We start from the raw sequence: 13,817 nt of genomic DNA, 5'->3' as shown, positions 1-13,817 counted from the left end.
GCGCGGAAGAAAGCTCGGTTCTGCCATCACGCCCCCTCCCGCGGTTGGCTTGGGCCGGGAGTGACTCAATGTCACTCCCGGCTAGGCCAACCGCCCTCCCCCGCACGCGGGGGAGGGAGCCCAATCTTTGTTTCCAAACTTATGAGTCATCGCACTAGCTTGCGGCCGCGCGCAGGCGAATTTGTCGCGTTCGGCACAGGGCTGTCAAAGGAAGTCGCGGCGCGGATGCCAGGCGGCGGCGCGATCGTCAACATCTCGTCGCTCTTGGTGAGCTTTCAGCCTCGCAACCACCGCCCCCGACGAACTACCCCAGACACCTCACAGCCTCTCAGCTCCACCCAAAATCCCGATACCCCTTCCTCCAGTCACTGGGCCGCTTCCCGGTCCACTGCACGAACGCCCGCGAAAACGTGCTGCTGCTCGAAAACCCCAGCAGGTCCGCGATCTTCTCCAGAGGCAGATCCTCGCGCCGCAGATAGTCGTAGGCCAGCTCCTCGCGCTGTTTGTCGAGCAACTCCTTGAACGTCGTGTTCTCCTCGTGCAAGCGCCGCAGCAGCGTCCGCTCGGTCATGTTCAGCGCCCGCGCAGTCGCCGTCTTGCTAGGCTGCCCGTGCGGCAATTGAGTCACCAGCGAATCGCGCACCTGCCGCGAGAAGCGCCGGTCGAAACGCAAGGCCAGATACTTGGCCGCCATCTCGTCGAGCAACATCGCCAGCTCTTCGTTCGCGGCCGGAATCATCTGGTCCAGATCGGCGGTCCTGAACAGCAGGCTGTTGTGGCGTTCGCCGTAACGGATAGGGCAGCGGAACACGGCTTGGTACTCGCTCTCGTCGGCCGGCCGTGCGTGGCAGAAGCAGACTTCGGCCGGCACCAGCGGCTTGTCGAGTATCCATTCGCACAGCAGCAGAAAGCCGGCGAGCATGGTGTCGATGGTCTGGTAGATCGGCGGTTCGCCGCCGGTGTTCAGATCGGCCACCAACAGATAACCCTCGCGCACCCGCAGGAAGTCGACCTTCGCCGAGTCCGAGATCAGCCGCGCCGAATGCGCGAAGCGCTCGGCCGCGCGGCTCAAGGTCGCACTGCAGGCCATCGCGTAGCCGATCACATGGAAGGTCGAGGGCCGGATGTGCCTCGCCACTTTCAAACCGAAACTGGCGTCGCCGGTGGCGGCGACCGAGGCCTTCCACAGATCGGTCACCTGCTGCTGCAGATAGCGATGCTTGAGGTCGCCGACGCGGCTGGCGTCCATGCCCAGGCGTTCGAGCAGCGGCACCGGATCGACGCCGGCTTTCTCCAGCGCATGGACGATTGCCAGAACCCAGGCCGAGAGCCCGGTGTGCAGCGCCATCAGTTTCTCCTCGCGAACGATCGCGTCTTTTTTCTAGTAGGGACGACGCGACATCGTCGGCATCAGTATAGCCGCGTCGTCGCGGCGCATTTGCCGGTACTGCGTCGGCGACATGCCGCGCCAGCGGCGGAACGCGGTGATGAAGGGCGCCGGCTCGGCATAGCCCAGGCGCGCCGCGACTTCGTTGAGCTTCATCCGGCCCGAGGTCAGCAGTTCTTCGGCGATCGCCTGCCGCACTTCGTCAACCAGCGCGCGGAACGAGGAGTCCTCGTCGATCAGCCGGCGTCGCAGGCTGCGGCTCGCCATGTGCAGCTGTTCGGCCACCGCTTCCATCGACGGCATCGTCGCCGGCGTGCGCAGCAACAGGTCGCGCACCTCTCCGGCGATGCCGCCGCGCACACGGCGCTTCGCCAGCAACTGGCGGCATTGCTCCTCGCAAAGCCGCGCCATCGCCGGATTGGCCATCGGCAGCGGTGTATCCAGCGTCGCCGCGTCGAGCAGCAGCTCGTTGCGCGCGGCGCCGAAGCTGGGGCGCACACCGCACAGCCGGTCGAAGCGCGACGCATATTCGGGCCGCGCGAATCGAAACTGTGCGTGCCGCGCCGGAAAGCCGCCGGGGCGCAGTTCGCGCGCCGCGTTTGCCCAGGCGGCGAAATCGCGTTCGATCAGGAATTGCCGCAGGTCTTCGGGCAGGCCGCTGTCGTCGAGCACGATCAGCAGATCGCGCCCGCGAGCTTCGGCGCGAAAGCGGCCGAAGGCGTGGCTCAGATCGAGATAACGCACCGCCAGATGCGTCGCATCGCGAAAGCTGCGGCTGCTCAGCAGCGCATATCCCCAGAGGCCGTAGCTCGACAGCTGATAGCGCAGGCCGGCATCCAGACCAAGACCGGGAGTCGGGCCGAGCGCGCCGAGGACATTGCGGATCAGCTGCAGCTCCTGGTCGCCGTCGATGATCGCCTGCGGATCGGCCAGCTGTTCGGCATTGATGCCGGTGCCGCGCAGGCAGTGTTCCCGCGCCAGGCCGCGCTCGCCCGCAAGCCGCGTCAGCAAGGCGGCGCTGACCGTCGTACGGCGCACATCGGCGAAGGACATTGGCGCTCCTGGTGGGGCAGCGGCGGCATTGGCCGCTGTCCGAAAGTATCAATCCATTGTCCGAAAGTATCATTTATCCGGCAAGGGTCGGCGACGACCATAGAGGCCGCATTTGCGGCGCACCGACGAGACCCGAACATGAGCCAGGCTTTCATCTACGACCATGTGCGCACGCCGCGCGGCAAGGGCCGCGCCGACGGCGCGCTGCACGAGATCACGCCGCTGCAGCTGGCCACCCAGGTGCTGCAGGCGCTGCGCGATCGCAGCCGGCTCGACACGCAGCTGATCGACGACGTGATCATGGGCATCGTCTCGCCGATCGGCGAACAGGGTGCGGTGCTGCCGCGCTCGGCGGCGCTGAACGCCGGCTACGGCGATGGCATTCCGGGCGTGCAGGTGAACCGCTTCTGCGCCTCGGGGCTGGAGGCTTTCAACATGGCCGCGGCGAAAGTCATGTCCGGGCAGTCGCTGGCCGTGGTCGGCGGCGGCGTCGAGTCGATGTCGCGCGTGCCGATCGGCTCCGACGGCGGCGCCTGGCCCACCGATCCCTCGTTCGCGCCGACCATCCACTTCACGCCGCAGGGCATCGGCGCGGACCTGATCGCGACCATCGACGGCTACACGCGCGAGGACGTCGATGCTTACGCGGTCGAGAGCCAGCGGCGCGCCGCCGCGGCCTGGGAGCAGCAGCGCTTCTCGGGCTCGATCGTGCCGGTGCGCGACGTGATCGGCGAGATCGTGCTGGCGCGCGACGAGCATCTGCGGCCCGGCACCACGCTCGCCGATCTCGGCAAACTCAAGCCGGCGTTCGAACAACTGGGCCGCATGGGCGGCTTCGACGCGGTGGCGATCCAGCGTTACCCGCAGGTCGAATCGATCCGCCACGTGCATACCGGCGGCAATTCCAGCGGCATCGTCGACGGCGCCTGCGCGATCCTGGTCGGCAATGCCGCTTACGCTGCGCACAGCGGATTGAAACCGCGGGCGCGGATACGCGCGTTCACGTCGATCGGCTCGGAGCCGAGCATCATGCTGACCGGCCCGGCGCTGGTCACCGCCAAGCTGCTGAAGCAGGCCGGCATGGCGCTCGCCGACATCGATCTGTTCGAAGTCAACGAGGCCTTCGCCTCGGTGGTGATGCGCTTCATGCGCGCCACCGGCGTGGCGCACGAGAAGATCAACGTCAACGGCGGCGCGATTGCGCTCGGCCATCCGCTGGGCGCCACCGGCGCGATCATCGTCGGCACCGCGCTGGACGAGTTGGAGCGCAGCGGCAAGTCCACTGCGCTGTGCACGCTGTGCGTCGGCGCCGGCATGGGTACGGCCGTGATCATCGAGCGCGTCTGAGAGGCTGTGAGTTTTTCGCCCACCTACTGCGGACGCCGCGCCGAAACCCATTCGAGAACCACATGACCCACACACTCAGCTTCAAGGTCGACGCGGACGGCATCGCGCTGATCACGATCGATCTGCCGGGCCGGCCGATGAATGTGCTCGCGCCGGAATTCACCGCCGAACTCGCTGCCGCGATCGAACGCATCGCCTCCGATGCGACGATCCGCGGCGCGATCATCACCAGCGGCAAGGCCAGCGGCTTCATCGCCGGCGCCGACCTGAAAGATCTGGTTACCGCCTACGACGCCGGCATCACGCCGCTGCAGGCTTCGCTCGCGTCCAGCGCAGTCAGCGGGCTGTTCCGGCGCCTGGAGACCTGCGGCAAGCCGATCGCGGCTGCGATCAACGGCGTCGCGCTCGGCGGCGGCCTCGAGCTTGCACTCGCCTGCCATTACCGCGTGCTCAGCGACGATCCGAAAACCCAGGTCGGTCTGCCCGAGGTGAAGGTCGGCCTGCTGCCGGGCGGCGGCGGCACGCAGCGGCTGCCGCGTCTGATCGGCATTCCGGCGGCCCTGCCCTTGCTGCTGCAGGGCACAGCGATGAAGCCGGCCGAGGCGCTGAAGCTGGGTGTCGTGCATGCGCTCGCACCGCCGGGCGAGCTGGTCGCGAAAGCCAGGGAGTGGCTGCTGTCGAACGCCGACAACGCCGCGGTGCAGCCCTGGGACCGCAAGAACTATCGCATTCCCGGCGGCGCCGGCCCGATGGCCGCGCATGCGTCGCAGACTTTCATCGCCGGCAACGCGCTGACCAGCGCCGCCACCAACGGCAACTACCCGGCGCCGCCAGCGATCCTGTCCTGCGTGTTTGAAGGCACCCAGCTGCCGATCGATACCGGCCTGCGCATCGAGAGCAAGTACTTCGGCAAGCTCCTCGCCGGCCCGGTCGCGCGCAACATGACGCGCACGCTGTTCATCAACAAGACCGCCGCCGACAAGCTCGCCTCGCGGCCGCAGGATGTGCCGCGCTCCAGGGTGACGAAAGTCGGCGTGCTCGGTGCCGGCCTGATGGGGGCGGGCATCGCGCATGTCAGCGCACAGGCCGGCATCGAGGTGGTGCTGCTGGATGCGACGCAGCAGCAGGCCGACAACGGCAAGGCCGGCATCGCCGCGCTGCAGGCCAGGGATCTGGCCAAGGGCCGCAGCACGCAGCCGAAGATCGACGCACTGCTGGCGCGCATCAAGACCACCAGCGACTACGCCGATCTTGCCGGCTGCGAGTTGGTCGTCGAGGCGGTGTTCGAGCAGCGCCAGATCAAGGCCGATGTCACACGCAAAGCCGAAGCGGTGATGGCCGCGACCGCGACCTTCGGCACCAATACCTCGACGCTGCCGATCAGCGGGCTGGCCCAGGCGAGTGTGCGGCCGGCGCAGTTCATCGGCCTGCATTTTTTCTCGCCGGTCGAGAAGATGCCGCTGGTCGAAGTGATCGTCGGCGAGCGCACTTCGCGCCAGACCATCGCCTACGCGCTCGACTACATCGGCCAGCTGAAAAAGACGCCGATCCTGGTGCACGACTTCCCCGGCTTCTACACCAGCCGCGTGTTCAGCACTTTCGTACAGGAGGGTGCGCGCATGCTGCAGGACGGCGTCGCGCCGGCGCTGATCGAGAACGCCGCCCGGCACGCCGGCTTTCCGGTCGGCCCGCTCGCGGTATCGGACGAGGTGACGCTGTCGCTGCAGCAGGCGATCTTCAGGCAGCACGACGCCGACAAGCTCGACGAGCGCTACCGTGTCGGAGCCGGCCGCGCGGTGATCGACAAGATGGTCGATGAGCTGAAGCGTCCGGGCCGGCGTTTCGGCGGCGGCTTCTACGACTATCCGGCGAGCGGCGCCAAGCAGCTGTGGCCAGGCCTTGCACAGGCATTTCCAGCGGCCGCGCAGCAGCCCGACGCCGGGGAACTGCGCAAGCGCTTCCTGACGATCATGGCGCTGGAGACCGCGCGCTGCTTCGAGGACGGCGTGATCGACAGCGCGATCGACGCCGACATCGGTTCGATCCTCGGCATCGGCTATCCGGCCTGGACCGGCGGCACGCTGTCCTACATCGACACGCTGGGCGCGGCAAGCTTCGTGGCGGACTGCCAGCGCCTGGCGGCTGAGTACGGGCCGCGCTTCAGGCCCTCGGAATGGCTGATCGCGCGGGCAAAGAATGGCGCGCAGTTCTATCCGGTGGAGCAGGTACGGTAGGTCGGCAATCCTTTGCCGACGTGAGGCCTCGTTTGCGTATCAGGCTTGCACGTCGGCAAGGGATTGCCGACCTACCGCACCTGCCGCGTCTTTCAGCCCGCCGGCAGCAGCGGCCGCGGGTCGAAGTAGTCCGACCAGCGCACGATCAGCCCGTCGCGTACCGTCAGCGTCCCGGCCAGCGGAAACGACAGCAGGCGGGTGCCGTCGGCGGTGTCCATGTGATCGACACGCTCGGTCAGCACGACATCGCCGCCGACGCCCAGCGCCAGCACGTCGACGACCAGCGCATGCAGCTGATAGCTGTCGATGAAGCCCTGCATCATCGCCAGGATCGCCTGCTTGCAGTCGGCACTGGGCAGGCCGCTATTGTCCCAGCGGCAGTCATCGGCCATGTAGCGCTGCACCGCGGAGATCAGCGCCCCGCCCTTGCCGAGTTCGGCAAAGAAAGCCCGCACCACCGCCTCCGGATTCTGGCTCATCACAGCACCCGGTAGACGCGGTATTCGACCTGGCCGCCGGCGAGCAGGCGGCCCGCCGCGACGAATACCGTGTGATTGACCCAGGCGTAGCGCGCATCGCCGCATTCCATGCGCGGCGTCGTGCGCAGGTAGGCGTCGGCGAACTGCGTCTCCGCGCCGGTGCCGAGCGCGTTCGTCAGCGCCGCGTTCATCTCCAGAAAGCCCTGGTAATAGACGTAGATGAAAGCGCCGTCGTGGGTCTCGATCTGCCCGCGCACATCAACGCGACCATAGCCGTCTGGCCCGATCTGCAGCCAGTCGCCACCGCCCAGAAAGCGGCCTTTCAGGCGCTCGCCTCCGACATTGCCGCTGCCCATCTGGAAACACATGCGCGCGCCCATCGGCGCCGCGCCAACATCCACCGGCGGCATCACTTGGGCGTTGAACGTAAATTCGTAGGCCAGAGAAACGGCCTCTTTATCGCTTGCCGACATTGTCTTCCCCTATGTCGATCACGGCGTGCACAGCACCGCGTTGGTATGCATGGTATCGAGAAACTCTTTCACGCCCGCGATCTTGCCATCGCGCACCTTGAACAGAAAGTGATAGAGGTTGTTGTAGGTGCGGCCGTTGCGCGTCTGCGTGTAGGACTCGGCCTCGAGCGCAACGCGCTCGCCTTCGGCGGTGAACGCCAGCGGCTTGATCTGGATCGGCCCGGTGCAGACCTCGAGCACGCCCGACAGCAGCTGGGTAAACTGCGCCTTGTCGTAGGTGCCGGAGATCGGCATCGTGCCGGCGACCCACCAGGTCGCGTCCTCGGCGAACATCGACATGGTTTTCGCCACGTCGCCCGACGAGAAGCGCTCCAGGAATTCGGTGACGACCTGCTTGTTGTCCTGCTCCAAACTCCGTTCCAAACTGTGCTCCAGACTCTGTTCCAGACTCATTTTTTCTTCCTCGCATTTTTTGAGGCGCAACTGCGGTCAGTCCGGCAGCAGCACTTCGATGGTGTCGTCCTCGTCGATGCAGACCTCGTAAGCCTGGATCGGGATCTTGGTCAGCTGCCCCACCGTCGCGCCGGTGCGCATATCGAAGCGCTGGCCATGCCTGGGACAGAACAGGTTGGTGCCGCGCATGCGGCCGCCTTCCAGCGGCGCCAGCTGATGCGTGCAACGGTTCTCGATCGCGAACACGCCGGCCGCTGTTCTGCACAGCAGTACCGGCTTGCCGTCGATCCTGAAACCCTGGTTCGTATCCACCGGCAACTCGGCCAGCCTGATCAGCCGGTGTCTACTTTTCGCCATCGAGGTAACGATCGATCTCGCGCTGGTAGTGGCGGATGCGCTGTTCCTGCTCGCCCCACAGCGGCCCCTTGAAGCCGCTCGACTTCAGGCCACGCTGCACGTGCTCGACCAGCTCCCAGTCCTGCAGCAGCACCGGGCCGATGCCCGGTACCTGATCGACCGGCCAGCGCTCGATGTCCGGGCGCGTGGCGCCGGTCACGTCGAGTTCTTCGGGCATCGCCATCCAGGTCGGCACGTCGTAGTTCGGCACGTCGACATGGCGGTACAGCAGCATGTTGTCGTAGTAGAACCTCTCCGGGTCGGTCTCGTGCGGCACGAAGCGCATGATGAACACGCCCTCGGCATGCATGCCCATCTGCACGTTCGGGAACATGCCGGTGATCCAGCCGTCGCTGAGCTGCCCGTCGGTGAGCTTGTCCCAGGGGCGCAGCGGATCCAGTGTCCTGGCGCGTTCGCGCTTGGCCGCCTGGATATCGACACGCGTGTCGGCGTTGGTGCCGGTGTAGCTCTCGGGGTCGATACCGGCGTCGCGCAGAAAAATCTTCACGCCCTCATCAAGTGCGCGCTCGTGCTCGGCCTCGAAGCGATGCGACTTGATGCCGAACCACATGATCATCCGGCTGAAGCCGTTCCTGTACAGATCGATCTGGCTGAATTCTTCGATCGAGCCCTGGGTCTGCGGATGGATATGCGGCAGGTGATAGGACTCGTAGAACGTATCGACGCCGGTCTTCCAGTTGCTCTTCCACTCGCTGCGCGTGTGGCGCACCAGGTTCATCGAGTCCATGTCGTAGGCTTCGAGATAGCCTTCCGGCAGGCCCATCCACTCGTTCAACGGCGGCGCCTTGCCATCCATGTTGATGAACACCAGGCCGCCGAGCGTATCGGTGCGGACTTCGCTCAGGCCCGGCCGGTGCTGAATCAGCTTCGGGTTGAACGTCTCTTCATCGACGATCTCTTTGAGCCTGCCGTCGCACTCGAACTTCCAGCTGTGGAACGGGCAGGTGAAGCTGCTCGCGGTGCCGCGATCGACCTGGCAGATACGATTGCCGCGATGCGGGCAGGCGTTGTAGAAAGTCTTGATCGACAGATCGTCCTGGCGCACGACGATGAACTCTTCCTTGCCGTGCTGGTAGACGGTGTAGTCGCCGGCCTCGCGGATGTCGGCGCTGCAGGCAGCCAGCAGCCATACGCGCGGCCACAGGTCCTTGCCTTCTTTCGCCATGAATTCCGCAGAGTAGTAGCGCGACGGGTCCGGCACTGCAAGACCGTTGTCGACCGGCGGCGCCTTGCCCTCGAGCGTGCCGTCCGGGGCACCGAGATCCAGCGGGAACTTGAACGTATTGGCTTGCTGATTGCTGCCCATCTTCTGTCTCCAGTTCACTCCAATTCACACATCGGCAAGGGATTGCCGACCTACCAGGCGGTCGCCGACATCCAATCAGGTGAACGAAATCCGCACCACGTGCCCGTAATCCACCGGCACGATCGCACCGTTCATGTAGCTGCCCGCATCGCTGGCCAGCAGCAGCAGCGGACCGTCGAGTTCCTCCAGCAGGCCGACCCGCTTGGCCGGCAGGTTCTCGACTTCGGATTTGCCGGCGTCGCTGTCGAAATACCAGTCCACCATCTCGGTGCGGAAGTAGCCCGGCGCGATCGAGTTGGCGCGGATGTTGTGCGGCAGCAGATCCATCGCAAGCTGCTTGGTGAAGTGGATCAGCGCGGCCTTGGCGGTGCCGTAGATCGACAGGTAGGGCTTGGCCTGCTGGCCGGTGATCGAGGTGATGTTGACGATGCTGCCGGGCTTGCCCTTGGCGATCAGCCGCTTCGAGAACTCGCGCGACATGCGCATACAGCCCGAGAGGTTCACGTTGATCAGGTTGTTCCACTGCTCGTCGCTGATGTCCGGGAACGGCGCGAACACGATCTGGCCGGCGTTGTTGATCAGCAGGTCGATCGTGCCGAAGGCGCGCTCGGCGGCGTCAAATCCACTGGTGACGCTGTCGGTATTGCCGATGTCGATCGCGACGGCCGCGGCCTGGCCGCCCTTGGCGCGGATTTCGGCGGAGACCGATTCGATCAACTCGGTGCGGCGGGCGGCGCAGACGACTTTCGCACCCGCGTCCGACAGCGTCTGCGCGAAGTGCCGGCCCATGCCGCTGCCGGCTCCGGTGACCAGCGCGACGCGGCCTTTCAGGGAAAAACGATCCAGTGCGGTACTCATGTCTCTCTCCAGTTTTCGTAGGGCGGGTCGTGACCCGCCGTTTGTGATGTTGCTGTTGCGATTTCTACCCGAAAGCGGCGGGTCTCGACCCGCCCTACGGTTCCTATGGTTCCAGCAGCAGGGCTTGCAGCTCGCGTTGGCGCGCGGCGGAGATGCCCAGCCCTACACGCAGATATGTCGTGTCCGTGCCGTAGTGCTCGTCGATCGCCGCAAAGGCTGCCGCCAGATAATCCGGATGCGCTTGCGTCAGCGTCGCCATCACCTCCGCCGACACTTCGCCGCCAATCTGGAACGTCAGATCGCGGCGGTAGCGGTTGCTCAGTGCGTAGTCCTCCTCGATCGTCGACCGCGGCACGCCAAGCGCCATCAGCACGACGGCACTGCCGAAGCCGGTGCGATCGCGGCCGCTGGTGCAATGGAACAGCAGCGGCAGCGCAGCGGGCTCGATCAGGGACAGCAGCTTCGAGTACGCCTGCGACTGCTCGGTGACGAAGCGCCGGTAGATTTCACGTACCCGGCTTTCGATTTCGCCGACGCCGATCGCTCCGGTCCGCGTCTCTGTCAGCAGCTCGTCGCCGCGATGCGGCATGAAGCCGATCGCGTGCATCGCCGGCGGCGTCAGCAGCACACGGTTCGGCTTGTGCACGCGCTCGGGTTCGCCGCGCAGATCGCAGATCGTGCGCAGCCCGACCCTCGCCAGCACCTGCAGATCGGCGTCGCTGAGTTCGGCCAGGGAATCCGAGCGGAACAGCTGGTTCCAGCGCACGCGGCGGCCGTCGGCGGCAACATAGCCGCCGAGGTCGCGGAAGTTCACCGCGCCGCTCAGCGGCAGGCAACGCACCTGCTGCAGATGGTCGGCGGTGGCGGCTTGCAGACCCATGCGTGCTCAGCCCTTCGCGATCGGCGCGAGCAGCGTGTCGATCGCCGGCACCGCCTTGGGATCCGGCTCCCAGCCCTGCATCAGCAGCCAGGAGCGATCACGCAGCAGTTGGTCTTTCGACATCGCCAGCACGGTGGCCTGCACCGCGCTCTGCGCCGCTTCCGAGCCTTCCGCATAGACCGCGCGGACGATATCGGAAGTGCTGGCGCGCAGCTTGTGGATCGCATCGAGGATCTCGGCCGGTTCAGCACGAGCGCGGCTCAGCACGTCGGCGCCGCTGCGTGCGGTTTCCTTCAGGCAGGCGACCGCCGCGCTGGTGGTTTCACCCGCTTTTGCCTGGCTTTTCAGCACCTCCGCGGTCGCCACCAGACGCGTCAGCTCATCGCAGTCGTAGCGGTATTCCAGCGGCAGATGCTGCGAGATCAGCATCAGCGTGCCGATGGTCAGCTGCGCCGACTGCATCGCCAGCTGGTTGGTCTGATCCAGTGCCGGGATCACGTCTTCGGTCATCGCCTTGATGATGGTTTGAATCTGGAACTGAGGACGCATTTCCATGAGATTTAGACTCCCTTCTCGATCAGGCCGCGCATTTCATCGAGCAGCATGTAGCCGACGCCGAGCAGCCAGGCCAGCAGAATGTCCTGGTGTGATTTGCCGTTGCGCGCGACGCGATAGCTGGTGCCCAGCGTCATGCCGATCATCGAGTAGGCGTTGAACACCTGGTAGTAATGCAGCGCTTTTTTATCGACCTTGAGGCCCGAGGCCTTTTCGTACTCTTCGAGGAACTGGGTCTCCGGCATCAGTCCCGAAACCAGCAGGGTCTTGCCGTCCTCACCGAGTACCGAGAACGCGTGGCTGGTGCTCCAGGCCAGATCCTGGTGACGGTCGCCGATGCGCGACAGCTCCCAGTCCAGCCAGGTGGTGATCCGGGTATCGGCCTCGTTGAACAGGTAGTTGCCGGTGCGGAAGTCGCCATGCACGATCGACAGGTGTTCAACGGCCGGTGCGTTCTTGTGCAGCCAGCTCGAGGCCAGCGCCATCAGCGGCACTTCTTCCTGCGCGTCCTCGGCCCATACCCGATCCCACCAGTTGACCACCCACTCGGCGTTCTGCTTGCCGAGTTGGGGTACGTCGAATGCGGACAGCTCAGCCTTGCTGAAATCGAAGGTATGCATCTTCGCCATGTGCGCGACGAACTGCGGCGACAGCTTGTTGCGCACATCTTCAGGCAGGTAGGTGCCCAGGCCGGTGACGCCGCTCTTGGCGTTCGACGGCTTGGTGACGCCGTTGACGAAGCCGTAGACGATCGCCGGATACGGCAGATGCTCGCCGGTGTTGTCTACCCAGAACACCGGCGGCATCGGGATGGTGCCGGTCAGCGCCTTGACGATCTGGAATTCGCGCAGCCGGCTGGTCGCATGCAATGCCTCGGCGAGGTCGTTGCGCAGCACCATCCGGGTGGTTTCGCGACCGACACCCGGGCGGTTCCAGGCGAGATCAAAACCGACCTGCAGCTTGGACGCGCCGCCGGCGAGCCAGTGCGCATTGCTGATTTCGAAGGGCTCTTTCAGCTGCGAGGCGATCAGCGATTTCAGGCCGGCGACCAGTGTTTCCAGCGGCAGCTTGGTGTAGGCCGGCCCCGAGCGCTTTTCCATCTTGTAGGTCAGCGCGCGGTCGACTTCGCGTTCGACCTCGAAGCGCTTGCGCATCGAGGCGATCAACTCCGGCGATGGCCTGTCTTTGTCGATTATTTGCATCTCTCTCTCCGTTGATTCCGATGATTCGTCGCGGCGTTTCTATGAGGTGATGTGGCCGGACGACTGCGTCCAGCGGCGGCCGTGCTGGCGCGTCAGCGCCTGCAGCGAGGTGATCTCGGACGCGAGCCCATAGCCGACGCGGCCGTTGTCCAGCGTCCAGCGGCACTGCGCGGCATACACCAGCGAGCCGGCATAACAGATCCACGGGCCGCCAACTTCGGCCATGCCGTAGGCGTGGAATTTCCTGCCGCGCTTGTCGGTGGCGAGAAACTCGACCGAATGAATCACGCTGCCGATACGATGCGTGTAGAGCTTCAGATCGGTGAGGCCATAAACCTGGCCGTCCTCCATCACGTAGCCGTGCGCGAGGCTCTGCTGCTGATCCACCGGCTTGCTCGGGTCCCAGTGATTGATCCACTTGATCGCCAGGTCCTTGCCGAAATGCGCATGTGACCAGCCCATCGTCGGCACGAAGATCTCGGCGCGATTGCCCCAGCTGTGATCCATGGTCTCGACACAGTCGATCTCGTACTCCCGGCCGCCGTAGATCAGCTGGCCGCTGAAATGCCCGGTCAGATCGAAATGCCCGCCATAGCCGGAACCCATGCCGGCGCCGGCGTGCTGCTCCTCGGTGGACGACTTCGCCATCGGGCTGTGCTTCGGGTCATGGATGTCGAAAGGCTCCATCAGGCCCTTGAAATCGAAATGGATCTCGACGCCGTCGTAGCCCTTGTAATCGACGCGGTAGTCGCGCGGCGCATTCAGCGCCTTCACCGACAGGCCGTTCGCGGTGGTGTAATCCGACAGCTTTGCCGGGCAGGGCAAGGCCATCTGCGTATCGAGATAAAGTGTCTCGGCGCGGTTGTCGACCAGCGCCCCGTACAGCGACACGTCGCAGGACTGCACACCGACACCGCGGCGGGCGACGGTATAGATGATGCCCATCAACTTCTCTGCTGGAACGTAGAAGCAGAACCAGTTGGTTTCGGCGTGCCGGTGATCGGCATCGCCCGGGGTGTGAAACTCGACATCCTTTGCGGTAATCAACGCTGGCCTCCAGGCACACGCGGGGCGGTTCGACATCCAGGCGACACGCCGTGGAAACCGCTCTCGACTGGGTTAAGCTTAGGCGGCAGTACGACGCGGGTTCTTTCGAAATCGGCTCGCGCGCCT

At 65.3% G+C, this 13,817-nt stretch carries 14 protein-coding genes; 2 read left to right on the top strand and 12 right to left on the bottom strand.

Annotation, left to right across the window (positions count from 1 at the left end):
* Positions 1-328: 328 nt before the first annotated feature.
* Positions 329-1,348, bottom strand: a complete 1,020-nt coding sequence (locus tag JWQ90_RS14055; RefSeq protein WP_299695240.1) for an AraC family transcriptional regulator — start codon at positions 1,346-1,348, stop codon at positions 329-331.
* Between the two features lie 33 nt (positions 1,349-1,381).
* Positions 1,382-2,440 (bottom strand): AraC family transcriptional regulator, encoded by a 1,059-nt coding sequence (locus tag JWQ90_RS14050; protein ID WP_299695236.1) that lies wholly within the window; start codon positions 2,438-2,440, stop codon positions 1,382-1,384.
* 138 nt (positions 2,441-2,578) lie between these two features.
* Here JWQ90_RS14050 and JWQ90_RS14045 point away from each other — a divergent pair, with 138 nt between their 5' ends.
* Positions 2,579-3,787, top strand: coding sequence for an acetyl-CoA C-acetyltransferase (locus tag JWQ90_RS14045; protein WP_299695233.1), 1,209 nt, complete (start codon positions 2,579-2,581; stop codon positions 3,785-3,787).
* 62 nt (positions 3,788-3,849) lie between these two features.
* Entirely contained in the window at positions 3,850-6,021 is a 2,172-nt protein-coding gene (locus JWQ90_RS14040; protein WP_299695229.1) for a 3-hydroxyacyl-CoA dehydrogenase NAD-binding domain-containing protein, read from the top strand.
* A gap of 92 nt (positions 6,022-6,113) precedes the next feature.
* Here JWQ90_RS14040 and JWQ90_RS14035 read toward each other — a convergent pair whose 3' ends face one another.
* The 10 genes from JWQ90_RS14035 to JWQ90_RS13990 all read right to left on the bottom strand — a co-directional run bounded on the left by JWQ90_RS14035 (position 6,114) and on the right by JWQ90_RS13990 (position 13,691).
* The gene (locus tag JWQ90_RS14035; RefSeq protein WP_299695226.1) at positions 6,114-6,500 is read right to left on the bottom strand and encodes a limonene-1,2-epoxide hydrolase family protein; all 387 of its coding nucleotides are present in this window, start codon (positions 6,498-6,500) and stop codon (positions 6,114-6,116) included.
* A complete protein-coding gene (locus tag JWQ90_RS14030; RefSeq protein WP_299695223.1) occupies positions 6,500-6,973 on the bottom strand; it encodes a DUF3237 domain-containing protein in 474 nt (157 codons plus the stop codon). The genes JWQ90_RS14035 and JWQ90_RS14030 overlap by 1 nt, the downstream gene beginning before the upstream one ends.
* 18 nt (positions 6,974-6,991) lie before the next feature.
* Complete coding sequence (locus tag JWQ90_RS14025; protein ID WP_299695220.1) at positions 6,992-7,426, bottom strand: nuclear transport factor 2 family protein; 435 nt, start codon at positions 7,424-7,426, stop codon at positions 6,992-6,994.
* 36 nt (positions 7,427-7,462) lie between these two features.
* Complete coding sequence (locus JWQ90_RS14020) at positions 7,463-7,783, bottom strand: Rieske (2Fe-2S) protein (protein ID WP_299695217.1); 321 nt, start codon at positions 7,781-7,783, stop codon at positions 7,463-7,465.
* On the bottom strand, positions 7,770-9,149 hold the full coding sequence (locus JWQ90_RS14015; protein WP_299695214.1) for an aromatic ring-hydroxylating dioxygenase subunit alpha: 1,380 nt from the start codon (positions 9,147-9,149) through the stop codon (positions 7,770-7,772). Before JWQ90_RS14015 ends, JWQ90_RS14020 begins: the two co-directional genes overlap by 14 nt.
* A 75-nt stretch (positions 9,150-9,224) precedes the next feature.
* Positions 9,225-10,007 carry an SDR family oxidoreductase gene (locus JWQ90_RS14010; protein WP_299695211.1) on the bottom strand — a complete coding sequence of 261 codons (783 nt, stop codon included), beginning with the start codon at positions 10,005-10,007 and terminating at the stop codon, positions 9,225-9,227.
* 103 nt (positions 10,008-10,110) lie between these two features.
* Positions 10,111-10,887: a tyrosine-protein phosphatase gene (locus JWQ90_RS14005; RefSeq protein WP_299695209.1), complete on the bottom strand. Its 777-nt coding sequence runs from the start codon at positions 10,885-10,887 to the stop codon at positions 10,111-10,113.
* A 6-nt stretch (positions 10,888-10,893) separates the two neighbouring features.
* A complete protein-coding gene (locus tag JWQ90_RS14000) occupies positions 10,894-11,442 on the bottom strand; it encodes a hypothetical protein (RefSeq protein WP_299695207.1) in 549 nt (182 codons plus the stop codon).
* Between the two features lie 5 nt (positions 11,443-11,447).
* Positions 11,448-12,644, bottom strand: coding sequence for a phosphotransferase family protein (locus JWQ90_RS13995; protein ID WP_299695205.1), 1,197 nt, complete (start codon positions 12,642-12,644; stop codon positions 11,448-11,450).
* A 39-nt stretch (positions 12,645-12,683) separates the two neighbouring features.
* A complete protein-coding gene (locus JWQ90_RS13990) occupies positions 12,684-13,691 on the bottom strand; it encodes a hypothetical protein (protein ID WP_299695203.1) in 1,008 nt (335 codons plus the stop codon).
* Between the last annotated feature and the right edge of the window lie 126 nt (positions 13,692-13,817).

It is taken from the genome of Hydrocarboniphaga sp. (assembly GCF_028291725.1).
Taxonomy (GTDB): Bacteria; Pseudomonadota; Gammaproteobacteria; order Nevskiales; family Nevskiaceae; genus Hydrocarboniphaga.
Note: the sequence above shows the minus strand (reverse complement) of the source record. Positions and strands in the feature narration are given on the sequence as shown.